Genomic DNA, 16864 nt, shown 5'->3' on the forward strand with positions numbered 1-16864 from the left:
TCCGATTGTCATGTTTCGTTTTGCAGGATAGACAGCTCTGTCAACGAATTTTGATGGTAAATTTGGATGGAAATCTCAATATCCAGTTCTCGAATGTAGGTATACGAATATTTTCGTAAGCATCGGAATCTGGTGATAAACTTGTACCAATTATGATTATTCTTACTATCTATTAGACGCAGCAGCATAGGGAATAGTTTCACCATTTTATTTCCAAAGGTGATTTCCCAGCTCCTCTACGCACAAAAGAGCCCCATCCCCTAAAGGATGGAAGCTCTTGTTAAGTCCAATCCAGGAAACTACAGTCCCTGTCTTCATTATTATTAGATATTCATACGCATGTCCGTTCCGATGATCCTGTACGTTAAGATTAACCTTGTTCGATCAATCCGTACTTACCATCGTTCCGTTTGTAAACAACGCTAACTTCTTCACTGTCAATGTTGGAGAATACGAAGAAATTGTGACCAACCATGTTCATTTGGAGGATGGCCTCTTCCACGTCCATTGGTTTCAACATAAAGCGTTTCGTCCGTACGACTTCAAAATCATCGTCATCCGTATCCGCATCCAGTTCAGCTGTAGCTACAGTACCTGTTGGATCTTCAACGAAGAGCGTTTTCAGGCTACCTTCCTGGCGGAACTTACGGTTAATTTTTGTTTTGTGTTTGCGGATCTGACGTTCCAGCTTGTCCACCACGGAGTCAATGGATGCGTACATATCGTCGCTCTCATCCTCGGCGCGGAGCACAATGCCTTTCAAAGGGATCGTCACCTCTACCGTATGCAAACCTCTCGTCGTGCTCAATGTAACAGCACCGTCAGAGTTAAGGGGTGCATCGAAATACTTCTCGAGTCTACTCAACTTTTTGTCGACATAATCCTTCAAAGCATCAGTAACCTCGATTTGTTGACCTCGAATACTTAAATTCATAGGGCACTCCTCCTTTTTCCTTTGCCACTTCATTATAACACGAATGTAAGCGCCATGTAAAAACTCCCGGTGACCGAATAATGACATCTGTTCAAGCCACATCTGCCAACGTAGGCATAACGCCATATTTCGCGATATTTCATCATATTCAGCCATAATCGAATATTTACTTGGTATGTCTTATTAGGCGCTTGATGATGTATTTAACCGTTTTTGGGCCTGCTCAATCTAATATGTAAAATGAACTTCAATCTATCTCTTAAATCTCTTGAATCCACTAGAATATTGTTCCTCGGATGATTCTCAAATCTCGAATCTATTAAAACAAAAAAAGACCCCGGAAACGCCGGAGTCTGATGCTAGCGATAATTCAATTTGGTAACCATCTAACCATATATGTAGGTCGGATTGTCCGGATGATTATAATTTGATTACGTTAGCTGCTTGCGGTCCACGCGCGCCTTCGACGATGTCGAATTCTACGGATTGACCTTCTTCCAAAGTTTTGAATCCTTCGGATTGAATTGCGGAGAAATGTACGAATACGTCGCCGCCGTCTTCAGTCTCAATGAAACCGTAACCTTTTTCTGCGTTGAACCATTTTACTTTACCTTGCATGCACTAACATTCCCTTCGTCATCAAATGAAGTGAAGCTTTCGGCCTTAACCTCTGCCCACAATTCAGATAATACCATCCAAAGTTATCCATTGTCAATTGGAAACGTAAATGTTTTCTTGGAATTTTTTGTAGATTAATTGGGGATTGTGTTGAAAGGTGGGATAACTTGAATATATCAGGTAATTGGCGGGTTAATAAGTATATTTTGATGTATTGATGATAGAGAGCCTATTGTTTAGATAACGAGTGAATGCCAAAATTTTCGAAAGTTAAACATTTTATAATTTTACTATTATAGTTAATTAGTATAAGGGTTTATTTTAGGATTACAGAAAATTGACCTGTACTAAAAAGTAGTAGATCACTAAAAACATCACTGTTGCTTAAATTTATTAACTCATATTTATATGAGCAATCAAATTATTTAGTAAAACAATCTTCATTTTCATAGATAAGACGAGCTAACAGACTAAGCTTAAAATAAAACAGGGTAGATCTTAGATCTACCCTGTTTTTAATATATCATTTTCTTCTATCCATTAGCATACTATCCGACGCATAGGTAGTCTCATATACATTCCGCTGCATTTTTGCTTGATTGCGCTTATGCAACCAATCTTGAGCCTCAATCCGAAGTGTGTTCATGCGATCAAGTAAAGTTTTATCATAGGCCAAAATCCGATGAACTTCCCCTTTTTGTTTTACATCCAGAGGAAAACTCTCACTCTCTTTAATTATAGCATCAACAATATGTTGTCGATCTTCTATGAAGGTTTCCAGTTCCTCATAGGAGGTCTCCTCAATCCGTTCAATAACTACCTGAGTCATAGTAGACAAGCGTTCAATAAGATTATCCATGAGCACTTTCAGTCTGCGTAGAGGCTAGTTTAGAGGCTTGCATCCAAGTTTCCCGCAAGTCAGTCAAATATCCAATGGCTTCTTCCGCTTTTTCTGGACTTTTACGAATGTTAGCTTCGATTAAAAGATAATTCGTATACTCATACAGAGCAAATAAGTTTTTGGATACATCATATGATTGGTCCAATGTAGACATAAGTTCACTAATAATAGTCTGAGCTTTACCCAGATTAAGATTTGCTTTCTCAATATCCTGGTTATTCAGGCCCTCAAGTCCAACTTTTACAAATCGGATTGCCCCATCATACAGCATAATAACCAATTGAGCTGGCGTTGAAGTCTGAACAGAAGATTGACGATATTTTTCATAAGGAGATTTAATCAATTAGGTCACCCTCTATATAAAATTTCTCTTAGCTTGTGGTAGAGAATAGACTGGACGACTGTGAACTGAGTTTGTTCATTGCTGTTTCCATCGCAGTGAACTGTTTATAATAACGAGTCTCTGTGTTTTCCAAAATTGTAAGCATATTGGTAATTCGATTATTGTACTCTTTGAGTTTTCTACCCATAGCACTTTCTTCTTTGTAACTGACTGTGAGATCAGCTGAGAATTTACTGGTTCCGACACGTGTAACGAGACTATCCAACGAACCTGATATTTTGTCTGCCAACTTGTCAAAAATACCATTATTCGCCTCACTGCCTGTGCCCTGGAACAGATCGACCGCTTTTTGAGGATTCTCAGTCAATGCTTTTTTCAAGACGACTTCATCCAGAACAATTTTGCCGCCTGAGTTGTAGGATCCCATTGTAATTCCCATCTCAGACAAAGCGACGACTTGACCCGATATAATTCCTCTCATGTTAGAAAGTGCTGATCTCAACAAATCATCATTCTTTAATAGACCACTCTTGGCCTTGTCAGTCCAGTTAGTAATATCCGTATCTTTCATTGCAGTCTTTTGTTCGTCGGTCAACGGTTTGAAGTCACGATACTTATTCTCGTCTAACTTGGTATTCAACAACGTTATTAACGAGTTATAGTCCTCTACGAAGCTCTTAATGGTTTGCAAAGCAGTTTCAGTATCACTCGATGTCTTAATTGTTACCGGGGTATCACCAGTGGTAGGATTCACTTTAGGGTCTGTCTGGTTTACCGTTGTTTTCTCGACAGTTAACTGTATACCATTTATTGTAATCGTGTTACTTTGACTCTCATACATTCTGTCATTAACGAATATAAAAGCATTTTTGGCATCAGTGGTTTTATACTGATCAGTACTATTTTGAGGGTTAAAAAGATCAAGCAAACTATTATCATCAGTTGCCACAAGGTCTGCCTTACCATCCGTACCACTTGTTTTTGAGCTGACAATCAATTTCCCGCTTATCTCATCATACTTTGCAGTAACATTAGCATTGGTATTACCATTAATCGTAGCGACCATCGTAGCGATAGACGTAGATCCGGTGAATAATGACTTACCATTACTATCTGTAAAGCTAACACCATTAATCGTAAATTTAAACTCTTCAGCGTTGAGGGCAGTCCGATCTGCCTCTGTCAGTGTAGCTGGATCTGTACCATCTCTCATAATCTGCAAATCAGCCAAGGTTTTATTACTAGCTACAGGTGCAGCAAGACCAAAGGTCTCTACTGTCTTTTTGGTAGCTACTTGAGTGACACTAACTTTCATATCGATTCCATTGGCAGTAGCTGAAGCTTCTGCTTTAAGGGCATCTGTGTTACCACTCACTACAGCTTTTTGTGTATTTAATGCTGCACTCTTACCGTACTTATCAATGAGTTTGTTCGTACGAAAGTCTACGAGTTTACTATTGATTTCTCTATAACTATCACGTTTCCATTCAAGGATTTGCTTTTCCTGATTCAGTTTATCCAGCGGAATACGCTTGGCTGTCATCATGCTCTTAACCATACTGTCTACGTCCATACCTGAGAAGCCGTTAATGCGAGTAACCATTAAATCCCTCCTAAATTAAATTTTCTCGTCTACCAATATTCCTGCAATCTCCATCATTTTGGCGACCAAATCTAATGTTTTCTCTGGTGGAATCTCACGAATAAGTTCCCCCGTATCTTTGTTCATCACCTTCACCATAATATCATGGGTCTTCTCATGTACACTGATTTCCAACGTAGTTTCGGGGCCTTGCAAAGATTGCACCGCACGTTCAATGGTTTTAATCAAATGTTCGTCTGCAATCGAAATTTTGGCACCTTGAATTTCTTTTGTACTTAAATCTTTATAATTTTTAATAGCTGATGCTGAAGATATTGATTCACTTGCACTTTGAACAGGAGCTACTTCTGATCGGGGCTGTCCGTTAGATGCGCCGGATGCCGAGAAGGAAAACTGTACATTCATGTGCTCTATCCTCCAAGAACGCTTGATTTATTATATATATCGGTCATTGGTCATCGTTATTTTAGGGAATTCCTAGCAAAACAAAAAAAAGCCCCGGAATAATCCGGAGCTTTCGGTATTGAAGTGAATCTTAACGAAGCAATTGCAGAACGCCTTGTGGTTGTTGGTTCGCTTGAGCCAACATCGCTTGTGCAGCTTGTGCAAGGATATTGTTCTTCGTTTGTTCCATCATTTCTTTAGCCATGTCTACGTCACGTACACGGGACTCAGCTGCAGTCAGGTTCTCGGAAGATGTGTTCAAGTTGTTGATTGTGTGTTCCAAACGGTTTTGAACCGCACCCAATTTAGCGCGCTCGCTGGAAACGGAGCTGATCGCTTTATCCAAAGAAGTGATGGAAGCAGAAGCACCAGCTGTTGTAGAAATATCTACGCTAGAGATTCCCAGTGCAGATGAACGCATGTCATTCACACCGAAAGTGATGCTTTGACCTTTGTTGGCACCAATTTGGAATGTCATTCCACCGTTGCCTGAAGCATCAGTTTGAGCTTGGCTCAGACCCAAATCTTTAACAAGAGATTTACCTTCAGCTTCTTTGAAAGTTACCGGTCCGTTTGCACTTGTGATAGAGAAACGTCCATCTTTCGCTTCAACAAATACAGCATCTTTGTCAATAAATCCATCTTGTCCTTTTGTAAGTCCAGCACTAGTGTTGTATGTGTCAATAGCTGCTCTAATTTTTGTTTGCATATCTGTCGCAACTACAGTTGCATCAGAGTTAGCAGTTGCTGTAGCCAAAGCTGCAGTTTGCAATTTAACTCCGCCAATTTCGAAAGAAAGGGTGTCAGCAGTAACTGCTTTAGCAAGTTGATCTTGTCCTGTGCTTGCATCCGCTGGTGCCGCAGCGTCAACAAAATTAGCAAGAACAGCAGCTCCAGAGATATCTAAACCGGATTTTTGTCCAGCAGTACCACTTTCAGCTGTCAATTTACCACCAGCTTCAAACAATTTAACGTTAGCCACATTTGTTCCATTAGCAGCATTGTGATCTGTAATTGCTTGGTTGATAACGCGTTCCATTGCTGATTTGATGTCAGATTTTTGGGAATCTGTCATATTTGTTGTGCCATAGTTGCCCTTAATTAGGGTTTTCTCGGCATCGGACAAACCTTTATCCCAATCAATTTCTACTTCAACTGTATCAACTTTAATTTTGTCTTTTACAGTTAAATCCAACCCACTACCATCAACAGCGTTAAAGTTTGTTGCACCAACAACTTTAGCAGCAGTTTGGTTCAGAACTTTAGCACCGTTAGTAGAATCAGTTCCTACCACTGCGCCATCCGTTTTCAAAGCGCCGTTCAACAATTTCTTAGTATTGAACTCCGTAGTATCACCGATACGGTCGATTTCTGATTTCAATTGGGAAACTTCGCTTTGCAATGCTTTACGATCTTCTTCAGTGTTCGTACCGTTAGCGGATTGAACGGAAAGTTCACGTACACGTTGCAGGATGGAGTGAGTTTCGCTCAATGCGCCCTCAGCTGTTTGGATCAAAGAGATACCATCTTGAGCATTTTTGGAAGCCATATCCAAACCGCGAATTTGACCGCGCATTTTTTCGGAGATTGCCAAGCCTGCAGCATCGTCACCAGCACGGTTGATACGAAGACCGGAAGACAATTTCTCGATGTTTTTGCTAGTTGCAGCAGAGTTAGTGGACAGTTGGCGGTGAGTGTTCAACGCCGTAATATTATGGTTGATAATCATTTGATATTTCCTCCCTGAAGATAAATTAGTTCCACATCCTTGTGGTAAACGCCGCGACATTAAGGTCGGCCGCCCTGCCGAAGCAGCGTCTAAATTATATATCGACGGAAGGTGAGCAACTGTTTATAGCAAATTGGAATATTTTTAATCTTTTTTGATATCTGTGTTTCGCAGACGTTCCATAAAGGCTTCAATATTGGCTGCTAGCGGCGTTGCAGACTCCCGATTAGCCTCTTGAATGGATGCATATATTTCCTGACGGAATATATCAATATGCTTGGGTGCGGAGATTCCAATACGTACTGTATCTCCCTCTACAGCGAGTACAGTCACCTCAATCTGATCCTGAATGATAATAGACTCTCCTTTTTTACGTGATAATACCAGCATTTACACTCCACCTTTCACTGATTTGGCGTCTTCTTCTGCCCAGATCAGATGGCGTGTATCGTAAGAAGACTGATGGAGCACGACTTGCTTACCTAAATGTTGCTCGGGATTAAGAACTACGGGTGCAAGCAGGTTCATTGTTGATTTATTTGCCTGTGAATGAATGGTGACCATAGAATATACGGACACTTGCTCTTCAATCTCCAGTTCTTCTTTATCTACCTCTCCCAATTCAAAACTATAATCCGGTACGAAAGTAAACGGACTTACCAAGAGGAATGCCAGTCCTGGCTCTCTTGTAGATTGCAAATAACTAAAAGGTGTATCTTCCCAAGGAACCAATGCAAACTCGGTTTCCTCTTCAAATCCAGGTAAACCTTTAGGAAATTGATATACATCTTCTGTTTTAACCTCTAATGATCCCCACATGCTTGTCTGAATATGAATAATAAACGCCTCCCTGGCGAAAGTTTTATGCAAAAAGAGCCATAGATGTCTAAGATCAAGACCGTCTATAGCTCAACTTTATAATAACTAGAATCCGATATCTATGGCAGGTGGCGTGTACTGAATCGATGCATACTGCTTCACATAGATATCAAGCTTGCCCCGATTATACTCAATCTCCGGTCTATTCACAATAACATTCATTTCCGAGACGGCTGGAGTAAAGTTAATATCCGGCGCCTGTGCATAGACACGAGTCTCAACATTCCCAGAAGAAGCGGGTGTCCGCGTTTCCGGGAATGGCCTCGCCTGCCAGTTTGAGCCAATAATATTCGCAATAGTATTTCCTGGCTTATGAATTGCAGCCAATTCATTACCCTGCTGAACTCGTTCAGCCATATTTTGCAGAAATATCTGTTGAATGCCTGAATAGATCCGTGCATTCATATCAATCATGTTGCCGCCCGTGTAAGCAGAGAATGCTTTGCTCTGATCTACACTCAGTCTCATCGGATGACTCTCCACCGTTAGCTTGGCAGGTCTGGTATTCAACTGAACCTCAGCTTTGGGTTGACGAATGGAGAACTGTCCTGGATCAGCATCAATACTTAATAGAGTAGGCGTTGTCCTAATCTGAAGAACGGGAAGAGTACTCAAAAGTTAACTCCTCCTTTTTATCTTAAGAAGTCCACCAAAGATGGCGAAATAATTTTGGCACCTGCAGACAAGGAAGCGTTATAGATATTTTCCTGAATCTTGGATTGCATCGCCAGTTCCGCATAATCCGCATCCTCGACTTTGGATTGAAGATCTGTCAGGTTAATGCCGAGATCATCCAAACGTCCCATCATCAGATCAACCCGGTTCGTTTTGGCACCAATCTCAGAACGGATCGCAAGCATCTTGTCGGTACGGCTATCAATATTGTCCAACTGATTGGATAACTCTTTTTGATTTCCCTCTGTGAGAGCTTTCATGATGTTGTTCACGAGGTTGAACAAGTTATCATCTTCCGTCTCTGTGCCAAACACTTCATTACCACTCACATTAATAGGCAACTGAACACTTTCACCTACGATGAAGTTAATCTTCCCTTTATCCGTCACAACAGAAGTAGCATTCGTTGTATCTAAAGTACCGTCTGGATTAGACGGGAAATCATACGGTTTAACATCATACGTCTCGCCATTAAAAATATATTTTCCGTTAAGTTTACTGTTTGAGATATCAACCAGCTGCTCTTTCAACTGTTTGACCTCTTCATTGATACTGTCCAGCGCTGACTGCGGATTCGTTCCTGTCGAAGCTTGTACCGTTAACTCGCGCAGGCGCTGTATGGCGTTACCCGCCTGATTCATAACCGTATCATTAAACTCAAGCCATGATATAGCACTATCTACGTTTTTCTGATATTGATCGTTCGATGAAAGTTCTGCACGATAACGAAGGGAGTAAGTGATCCCTACCGGATCGTCCGAAGGTTTGTTGATCTTGCGACCTGTTGCCAGTTGGGTCTGGGTGTTGTTCATCTGCTGTGCATTCCGGTTTAAGTTCAAAAGCAGTTGTGAACTGAGCATGTTATTCGTTATTCTCATGGTCTGTCACTCCTTTCTATTATCTGCCTACTGTCCCAGTGGAGTTAATCAACTTATCAAGTAATTCATCATATGTGGTCATAAATCGAGCAGATGCATTATATGCATGCTGGAACTTGATCATATTGGACATCTCTTCATCCAAAGATACGCCACTTACGGATTGACGACGGGTGTCCACCTGCTCAACCAGGAACTCCGAGTTGGATGTCTGACGTGCAGCTTCCTGAGATTGTACCCCCAGTTGTCCCACAATGGCACTGAATTGTGCACCGATCGTTGCATTACGTAAACCGTCCGCTGATTTCATCGGTGTATCTTTCAGATTCGCAAGCAAAATAGCAAGCGTATTATTACCTTTGATTACAGTCTCTGTTCCAGAAGCATCGGATGTACGGAGCGAAGTCGCAATCTTATTAGGATCAGCCAGGATCTCTGCGTTCAATGAAATATTGCCAGCTGTAATGGCTGTTCCACCACCCGCTGCTGTAAAGAATGGGACTCCTCCAGAATTAGTTCCATCCATGCTGTATCCAAGCTGATGTAGTCCGTTCAGACCTTTGACTGTAACCTTGAGATCTGTAGCTAGTGTCCGTGCTGCACCCGTGTATGTAACACCATCCAGGATAGTATTATCCGGCAAGACAGAACCCGCAGGAAGAGTAATCTCAATATCACCGTTGGCAAGCGTATTAGCTAAGTCATCCATTTGTTTCCGGTAATCACTTACCAATGTATCTCTGGACTTAATCATGCCATGAACTTCACCATTGGTGAGTGTGCCCGCAGTATATGCATCATTCAGAAAAGCAGAATCTACCGCCACTTGTACTGCCCCGCCTGTAACGAGTGCCTGTCCGTTCATCTGAATCTGGTAGCCTTGTTGAGAATCAGTGACCGTAATATTCATGATTTTGGAGAGCTTATCCGTCATCAGATCACGTTGGTCACGCAAATCGTTGGCATTGTCGCCAAGAGACTCTACTTTCACAATGGCACTATTGAGGTTTGCAATGTTACCCAGGTAACCCTGGATCTCATTACTTTTCACAGCGATGTTACTATCCAAATCCTGACTAAGCGCATCCAATTGGCGGCTAATCTGATTCATCGCATCCGTAAGAGCTAGAGTTGTTTCTTTGACAATCCGGCGTGCCGTAACGTCCTCAGGATTCTTACTCAGATCTGACCATGATTTGTAGAAATTATCCATAACGGTTCGGAATCCGGTGTCCGATGGTTCATTTACAATAGCTTCGAGTTTCTCAAGTGTGTCTCGTTGAATGGACCAACTCCCGAAGTTGGTATTTTCATTACGATATTGGTCGTCCAAGAATTTCTCGCGCACACGGGTAATGGAGTCGAACTCCACCCCTGTACCGAGCTGTCCTGGTGTTGTGCTATGCAGAAATGCAAATGGCTCCATTGGAATGGATGCCTGCATGTTTACCTTTTGGCGTGAGTACCCTTCTGTGTTGGCATTGGCTACGTTATGGCCTGTTGTGCTAAGAGCTGTCGTCTGTGTGAACAAACTGCGTTTAGCCGTTTCGATTGAATGAAATGTAGATGTCACCTGGTTTCCCCCTAATTAATCAGGCACGCGTGTCAAACAGACCGATTCGCCCTGGATTGCCGTTCTTATCAGCAGGATGCTGATATGTGGCATCCTGTTCTGGCCGAGAAGCAAAGATATCCATTGAAAGATCAATAAACATCAACGATTGCTCGATCAGCTTTTGATTCAGTTGATTAATTTCTTTTAATTCCTGCAGTGTTCCCGCCAGGTTCTTCTGGACTTCAAGCAATCGCAGTTTGTCAGCCGGATCAAAAATCAGCTTCGAGATCTCCGTAATGTTCAGGTTTAGCATGGACTTGATACCACGCTCCTGAAGCAATTCGTGAACTGCGCTCTGCCGTTCAATCTCCAATGGCTCCTGTTGTTTCATGAAACGGGATTCTTTGTTCAGAACGGCAATGAGTTCATCCACATCGTTTTTGACAATGACCTGTCTCTTGACCTCGCTGAGTGCCAGCATATCGCGGTGACTTTGTTCCATTTGCTGCAAAACTGCAATTAATCTGTCCAGTGCTGCCATTACGTGATCACCTATTCCTTATCAAAAGACTTAAAATACGGTAGTAATTTGTCAGCAAGCTTGCTGCTGTCTACCTGATACGTTCCCGAACTAACCTGTTCCTTCAGTTCCTGTATCCGCTGTAAGCGTCCTGCATCTTGTGTACGACTTTGTTCCTCAAGCATCTTCATCGCCTCCGGAGAAATGGATACTTCGTCCTTACGGCGGCTCTTCTTGGCATCAGCCTGCTGATTGGATTCAACGTTCCTTTGATATGAATTGATTGCTCCAATTCTACTCGGTTCATTGATTTTCATATGAACTACACTTCCTTCCACGTTAGAATTTTACATTGATATACGTTTTTCTTACTTTATCTTTATGTTATCGAAATGATTAGGATAATAAAAAAAACCGATAATCTTTAATAAGTTTATCGGTACGTTTCAAAACATTTGTTATAGCAAAACATGTATTTGAGCCCTGACTCCTATTAATCGCGTAGTTTGTCGAGAGCATTGTAGGTTCGTCCGCCTATATTGCCGTTATCCTTCTGACCTACATCACGAGCTGCACTAGCTAAGTCTTTCGTCAAGCGATGACGACAAGAGTCACACATATGACCTTCACGAATCAATGTTCCGCATACTTCACAAGGATACATCATATTCGGGGCATTTTCGATGGAAATCCGTCCCTCACGGATGAACTTGGTAATGGTTTTGATCGAAACTTCTGTTGCATCAGATAGTTCCTGGATATTGGTGCCCTTGTTTTCGCGCAAATAATCTACACAGATCTGATATTCCTGTTCCATTTCTTTAATACAATTCGAGCATACATCTCGAAAATTCAACGCATATAATTTACCACAGCGAGGACAATTACCCAGATTCATCGCTAAAACGCCCCTCTCAAACTTCCATTTCCGAATAGATAATAACTATAGATTACCTTATTTTCTCTGATGAAGCCATAGTCTATTTGCAAAACAAAAGAAGGGAGCAGGATGCATATATACGCAACCCCGATCCCTATTATACATCACTAATTCAATGTTCTAATACTTAATACAGGAGACCATACGCTTGTGTTCTGATCATTGAATGCCCGAATGCGATATTTATGCAAACCGGACGGTAACAGGTCAGAATGAATAAACGTTGTATCACTGACAGTCGCCACAATTTGCCCATCGGCTTCAATTTCGTAAGACGAAGCTCCCCCAACCGAGTCCCAAGTCAGAAAAACGTTTGTTTTGTCCGAAGTTCCCTTCAGCACAGGTGTAGTTAATTGAGTCATTCCCGCTATGATCTCACTCCAAGCTCCCGCACCAGAAGCATTTTTGGCACGAATTCGGAAGGTATGCTCCGTATTTGGTGCAAGTCCGCTCTTCGTATAAGCAACTCCACTCACGGCAACCACCGTACCATCAATCTCCAGATCATACCCGGTAGCTCCAGTTACAGCACTCCATCTCAGCGCAATAGCCGCTGTGGTTGCAGAGTTAATACTCAAGCCTGAGACACTTGCAGGTAACGTAGTTTGGGACAATAGTGCTGTCCATGCACTCACATTAGTGTCGGTCAGGGCACGAATACGATATTTATGAATTGTTCCACCAAGTACTCCATTATGGACATGCAAGAGATCACTTACAGTAGCAACCACTATGCCATCTGCCTCAATCTCATATTTGGTTGCACCAACAACTTCATTCCATGTCAGCGTAACTGCGGTTTCTTCAGGTACAGCTTTCAACGTTGTTGGTACATTTAATTGGGTCGAGGCGGTTACAATCTCACTCCAGCTACCAATGCCAGCAGCATTTTTGGCACGAATACGGAAGGTATGGTCTGTATTGGCTAGAAGACCACTTTTTGTATAAGCAGATCCACTTACAGAAATTACAACACCGTCAATTTCCAAATCGTAAGCGGTGGCGCCTGTAACAGGGCTCCATTTCAATGAGATAGCAACAGGTGTAGCGGTATTTAACATGAAACCGTTAACGGAAGCAGGGATGGTATTTTGCGTCAGCACTGCTGTCCATGCACTTGTGTTTTCACCCTTTAACGCGCGAATTCTATACTTGTGTGCCGTTCCAGGCAATAAACCATCGTGTGTGTATACTGGCTCACTAACTATTCCAACAATTGTTCCATCGGCTTCAACTTCATACGCGGTCATATCTTCTACATCCGCCCATGACAGATTGATTGTTGTTTCGTTCGATGTTGCCTTTAATACAGGTGTATTTAAAAGAGTCATACCACTGATTAGATCGCTCCAAGCACCTACTCCTGCGGCGTTCTTTGAACGAATACGGAAGGTATGCTCAGTGTTCGCAGCAAGACCACTCTTCGTATAGGTTACTCCCGTTACCGGGACAATGGTGCCATCAATTTCTAGGTCATACCCCGTTGCCCCGGTCACTGCTGTCCATTTTAGAGTGATGCCCACATTCGTAACAGAACTAATATTAAGTCCTGCAACTGAAGCAGGTATCGTACTCTGCGTCAGCACAGCAGTCCATGAACTCGTATTAGTATCCGTCAACGCACGAATGCGATATTTATGGGCTGTTCCTGGCATCAAACCATGATGTGAATATGTCGGATCACTAACTGTGGCAATCACTGCACCATCAGCTTCAATTTCATAAGTAACTGCATCTGAGACCGCTACCCAAGTTAAGTTAATTGAAGTTTCTTCTGATGTTGCTTTTAATACGGGTGTATTCAGTAGTGTTGTTCCGCTAATCAGATCACTCCAGGCACCTACGCCTGCCGCATTCTTCGAACGAATACGGAAAGTATGGTCTGTATTTGCTGCAAGACCGCTTTTCGTATAGGCTACTCCCGTTACTGGGACAACCGTTCCGTCAATCTCTATATCATATCCCGTCGCTCCAGTTACTGCTATCCATTTCAAGGCAATGGCCACGTTCGTCGCAGAGCTAATACTCAACCCTGTAACCGAAGCAGGTATTGTACTTTGCGTCAACATCGTTGTCCATGCACTTGTATTGATATCCGTAAGAGCACGGATTCGATACTTATGCGCAGTCCCTGGTAACAGATCAACATGTTCATACGCCGGATCACTAATTGTTGCAATTACTGCACCATCGGCTTCAATCTCATAAAGAGCAGCGTCTGCAACAGCTGCCCAAGTTAGGTTAATTGCCGTTTCTTCTGATGTTGCTTTTAATACGGGTGTATTGAGTAGTGTTGTTCCGCTAATCAGATCGCTCCAGGCACCTACGCCTGCCGCATTCTTCGAACGAATACGGAAAGTATGGTCTGTATTTGCTGCAAGACCGCTTTTCGTATAGGCTACTCCCGTTACTGGGACAACCGTTCCGTCAATCTCTATATCATATCCCGTCGCTCCAGTTACTGCTATCCATTTCAAGGCAATGGCCACGTTCGTCGCAGAGCTAATATTCAACCCTGTAACCGAAGCAGGTATCGTGCTTTGCGTCAACATTGTTGTCCATGCACTTGTATTGTTTTCTGTCAAAGCACGAATACGATACTTATGTGCCGTTCCCGGCAATAGATCGCTGTGTACAAATGTTAGTTCGCTGGATGTTGTCATAACAGTACCATCGGCTTCAATCTCGTATGTAGTCGCATCTGGTACATCTGCCCAAGTCAGGTTGATATTCGTTTCTTCTGATGCCGCCTTTAATACAGGTGTATTCAGTAATGTCGTTGTACTGAGCGGATCACTCCATTCACCCACACCTGCAGCATTTTTTGAACGAATACGGAAGGTGTGTTCTGTATTTGCTATAAGGCTGCTCTTTGTATAGGCTACGCCAGTGACAGGTACAATTGCACCGTCAATCTCCAAATCATATCCTGTCGCCCCTGTCACTGCTGTCCATTTCAGACCAATAGCTGCATTAGTGACCGAGTTTATAGCGAGATTCGAAACAGGACCAGGGAGTGTACTTTGGGACAACATTGTAGTCCATGCACTTGTATTCGTATCATTCAAAGCTCGTACACGATATTTATGAAGTGTCCCTGGTGATAGATCTGTGTGTGTGTAAGCCGGATCTGCAACAATTCCTACGTTAACTCCATCAGCTTCAACCTCATAAGAGGTAGCCCCCTCAATTGCAGGCCACGCCAAAAACATATCTTCTTGCGAAGAAATCGCTTTAATAACAGGCGAATTTAGAAGTGTCGAAACAGTTAGCATGTCAGTCCACTTACCTACGCCGCCTGCATTTTTAGATCTCAATCGAAATGTGTGCTCGGTATTGGGCGTAAGAGCCGTCTTGCTGTATGTTGTACCAGAGACCGGAACAACGACCCCATCAACCTCCAGGTCATATCCACTAGAACCTTTAATTGCAGTCCAGCTTAAAGAGATTTTATTGAATGTATTTTCTGTAATTTTTAAACCACTTGCTGAGTCAGGTACGACAAGTTGCGTAGCCGTTCTACTCCAGTTGCTCTCATTATCTGAAGATACTGCTTTTAACGCATAGGTATGACTGGAATTGGCCTCCAAACCAACGTGTTCGTAATTAGTTACATTACCCAGATCAATTGGGGCTCCACCATCAATCTGTAGTTGATATCCATCGGCATGATTAATTGCAGCCCACTCTATTATATTTTTCCCTTGCTCAGAGCTCGTGGAGATAACAGGCTCGTTAAGAAGTGTTTTGATATTAAAGACACTACTCCATTCACTTTTCCCTATAGAATTTATAGCACGTATTTTGTAAGAGTAATTTTTGTTAGGAATGAGTACGGCATCATCCAAGCTCGTACCATAATAAGGCCCCATTAAAATACCATCACGCTCAATTTCATACTGTACAGCTTCCTGTGCATGATCCCAGCGAATATGAGTCGTGTTTTCACTTGAGTTACCCGTTATATTCGAAGGCACAGAGGGTACGTTATTAATCGGTAACGGATTTACCTCCTGTTTGGTAAAAGAAGCGGGTTCAGCTTTACGTGTATAATACGGATTAAGTTCAGAGTAAAAGTCTACAACTTCTCCCGTATCTGCGTTCACAACCAGACTCAATTGTCTAACATCATAATCGTGTACATCAATTGGCGTTAGTTGACCTAGCACATTATAGTGTCTGATCGTCCACTCGCCAACTTGGTTATACGGTTGTCTGTACGTCATCTCAGTAGCAATCTCACGAATTTTGCTCAGATCGATAAGAAAAGCATTGTCGATCTGTCCAGAATATTTTGAAGTATACGATCCAAAACTTATATTAGTAATATCACTTGTGAAACCCAGGATAGACTGCATTCTGGTGAACGAATAACCTGTTGATGAAATATTGTAGGATCTCGCCCAACTCAGTTTAACTGATTTTTGGTTCACTTGTAGTTGGCCGTTGTCGTTGGTCATTACATATTGATAATCATTACTTGATGAGACTATCCCACTTCCTACGGCTGCATGTGCCCGGTTCCCCCCGTACACGCCAAACTGTCCGAATACCAGCATGAATACTAGTAGACGGACAGTCCATAAGTAAAATCCATTTTTTCTTTTTCCTGCGACCACTTTTGTTCTCCCCTTCAACAGATATGTTGTGCCACTCCCTATGCTGTCACCTGTGGTGAACGGCAAAACTATCTATTCTGCGCGAGAAAACCAATTCCTCTTTTTTACATGTAAAAAATTTCTTATTACGCTTTCATTTATAATTTCATCAAACAACTATACTTCAAACGGTATAAATGGAATGGAGACACGCATTAACGTACCAATGATTAATAAAGGAACATAT

Annotated in this window: 16 protein-coding genes; all 16 read right to left on the reverse strand. The window is 42.2% G+C overall.

What is annotated here, in order from left to right; all coding sequences use genetic code 11:
* Positions 1-370: 370 nt before the first annotated feature.
* The 16 genes from hpf to C170_RS17870 all read right to left on the reverse strand — a co-directional run bounded on the left by hpf (position 371) and on the right by C170_RS17870 (position 16638).
* Complete coding sequence (gene hpf / locus C170_RS17795) at positions 371-934, reverse strand: ribosome hibernation-promoting factor, HPF/YfiA family (protein ID WP_017691993.1); 564 nt, start codon at positions 932-934, stop codon at positions 371-373.
* A gap of 420 nt (positions 935-1354) precedes the next feature.
* A complete protein-coding gene (locus tag C170_RS17800; protein WP_024631599.1) occupies positions 1355-1552 on the reverse strand; it encodes a cold shock domain-containing protein in 198 nt (65 codons plus the stop codon).
* 523 nt (positions 1553-2075) lie between these two features.
* Entirely contained in the window at positions 2076-2411 is a 336-nt protein-coding gene (locus C170_RS17805) for a flagellar protein FliT (protein ID WP_036612458.1), read from the reverse strand.
* Positions 2404-2796 (reverse strand): flagellar export chaperone FliS, encoded by a 393-nt coding sequence (gene fliS / locus C170_RS17810; protein ID WP_036612461.1) that lies wholly within the window; start codon positions 2794-2796, stop codon positions 2404-2406. The genes C170_RS17805 and fliS overlap by 8 nt, the downstream gene beginning before the upstream one ends.
* A gap of 28 nt (positions 2797-2824) precedes the next feature.
* Positions 2825-4399, reverse strand: a complete 1575-nt coding sequence (fliD, locus tag C170_RS17815) for a flagellar filament capping protein FliD (protein ID WP_036612463.1) — start codon at positions 4397-4399, stop codon at positions 2825-2827.
* A 15-nt stretch (positions 4400-4414) separates the two neighbouring features.
* Positions 4415-4804 carry a flagellar protein FlaG gene (locus C170_RS17820; protein WP_036612465.1) on the reverse strand — a complete coding sequence of 130 codons (390 nt, stop codon included), beginning with the start codon at positions 4802-4804 and terminating at the stop codon, positions 4415-4417.
* 130 nt (positions 4805-4934) lie between these two features.
* The gene (locus C170_RS17825; protein WP_036612468.1) at positions 4935-6572 is read right to left on the reverse strand and encodes a flagellin N-terminal helical domain-containing protein; all 1638 of its coding nucleotides are present in this window, start codon (positions 6570-6572) and stop codon (positions 4935-4937) included.
* 144 nt (positions 6573-6716) lie between these two features.
* Positions 6717-6962, reverse strand: coding sequence for a carbon storage regulator CsrA (csrA, locus tag C170_RS17830; protein WP_036612471.1), 246 nt, complete (start codon positions 6960-6962; stop codon positions 6717-6719).
* Positions 6963-7391, reverse strand: coding sequence for a flagellar assembly protein FliW (gene fliW, locus C170_RS17835; protein WP_036612473.1), 429 nt, complete (start codon positions 7389-7391; stop codon positions 6963-6965).
* 105 nt (positions 7392-7496) lie between these two features.
* Positions 7497-8066: a DUF6470 family protein gene (locus tag C170_RS17840; RefSeq protein ID WP_036612475.1), complete on the reverse strand. Its 570-nt coding sequence runs from the start codon at positions 8064-8066 to the stop codon at positions 7497-7499.
* A gap of 17 nt (positions 8067-8083) precedes the next feature.
* Entirely contained in the window at positions 8084-9004 is a 921-nt protein-coding gene (flgL, locus tag C170_RS17845; RefSeq protein WP_036612477.1) for a flagellar hook-associated protein FlgL, read from the reverse strand.
* 19 nt (positions 9005-9023) lie between these two features.
* A complete protein-coding gene (gene flgK / locus C170_RS17850) occupies positions 9024-10577 on the reverse strand; it encodes a flagellar hook-associated protein FlgK (protein ID WP_036612479.1) in 1554 nt (517 codons plus the stop codon).
* Positions 10578-10596: 19 nt separating this feature from the next.
* Complete coding sequence (locus tag C170_RS17855; protein ID WP_036612481.1) at positions 10597-11100, reverse strand: flagellar protein FlgN; 504 nt, start codon at positions 11098-11100, stop codon at positions 10597-10599.
* Between the two features lie 11 nt (positions 11101-11111).
* The gene (gene flgM / locus C170_RS17860) at positions 11112-11396 is read right to left on the reverse strand and encodes a flagellar biosynthesis anti-sigma factor FlgM (protein WP_036612484.1); all 285 of its coding nucleotides are present in this window, start codon (positions 11394-11396) and stop codon (positions 11112-11114) included.
* A 176-nt stretch (positions 11397-11572) separates the two neighbouring features.
* Positions 11573-11977, reverse strand: coding sequence for a TIGR03826 family flagellar region protein (locus C170_RS17865; RefSeq protein ID WP_036612486.1), 405 nt, complete (start codon positions 11975-11977; stop codon positions 11573-11575).
* 149 nt (positions 11978-12126) lie between these two features.
* Positions 12127-16638 (reverse strand): fibronectin type III domain-containing protein, encoded by a 4512-nt coding sequence (locus tag C170_RS17870; RefSeq protein WP_036612489.1) that lies wholly within the window; start codon positions 16636-16638, stop codon positions 12127-12129.
* Between the last annotated feature and the right edge of the window lie 226 nt (positions 16639-16864).

Source organism: Paenibacillus sp. FSL H7-689 (genome assembly GCF_000517905.1).
GTDB classification, from domain to species: domain Bacteria; phylum Bacillota; class Bacilli; order Paenibacillales; family Paenibacillaceae; genus Paenibacillus; species Paenibacillus amylolyticus.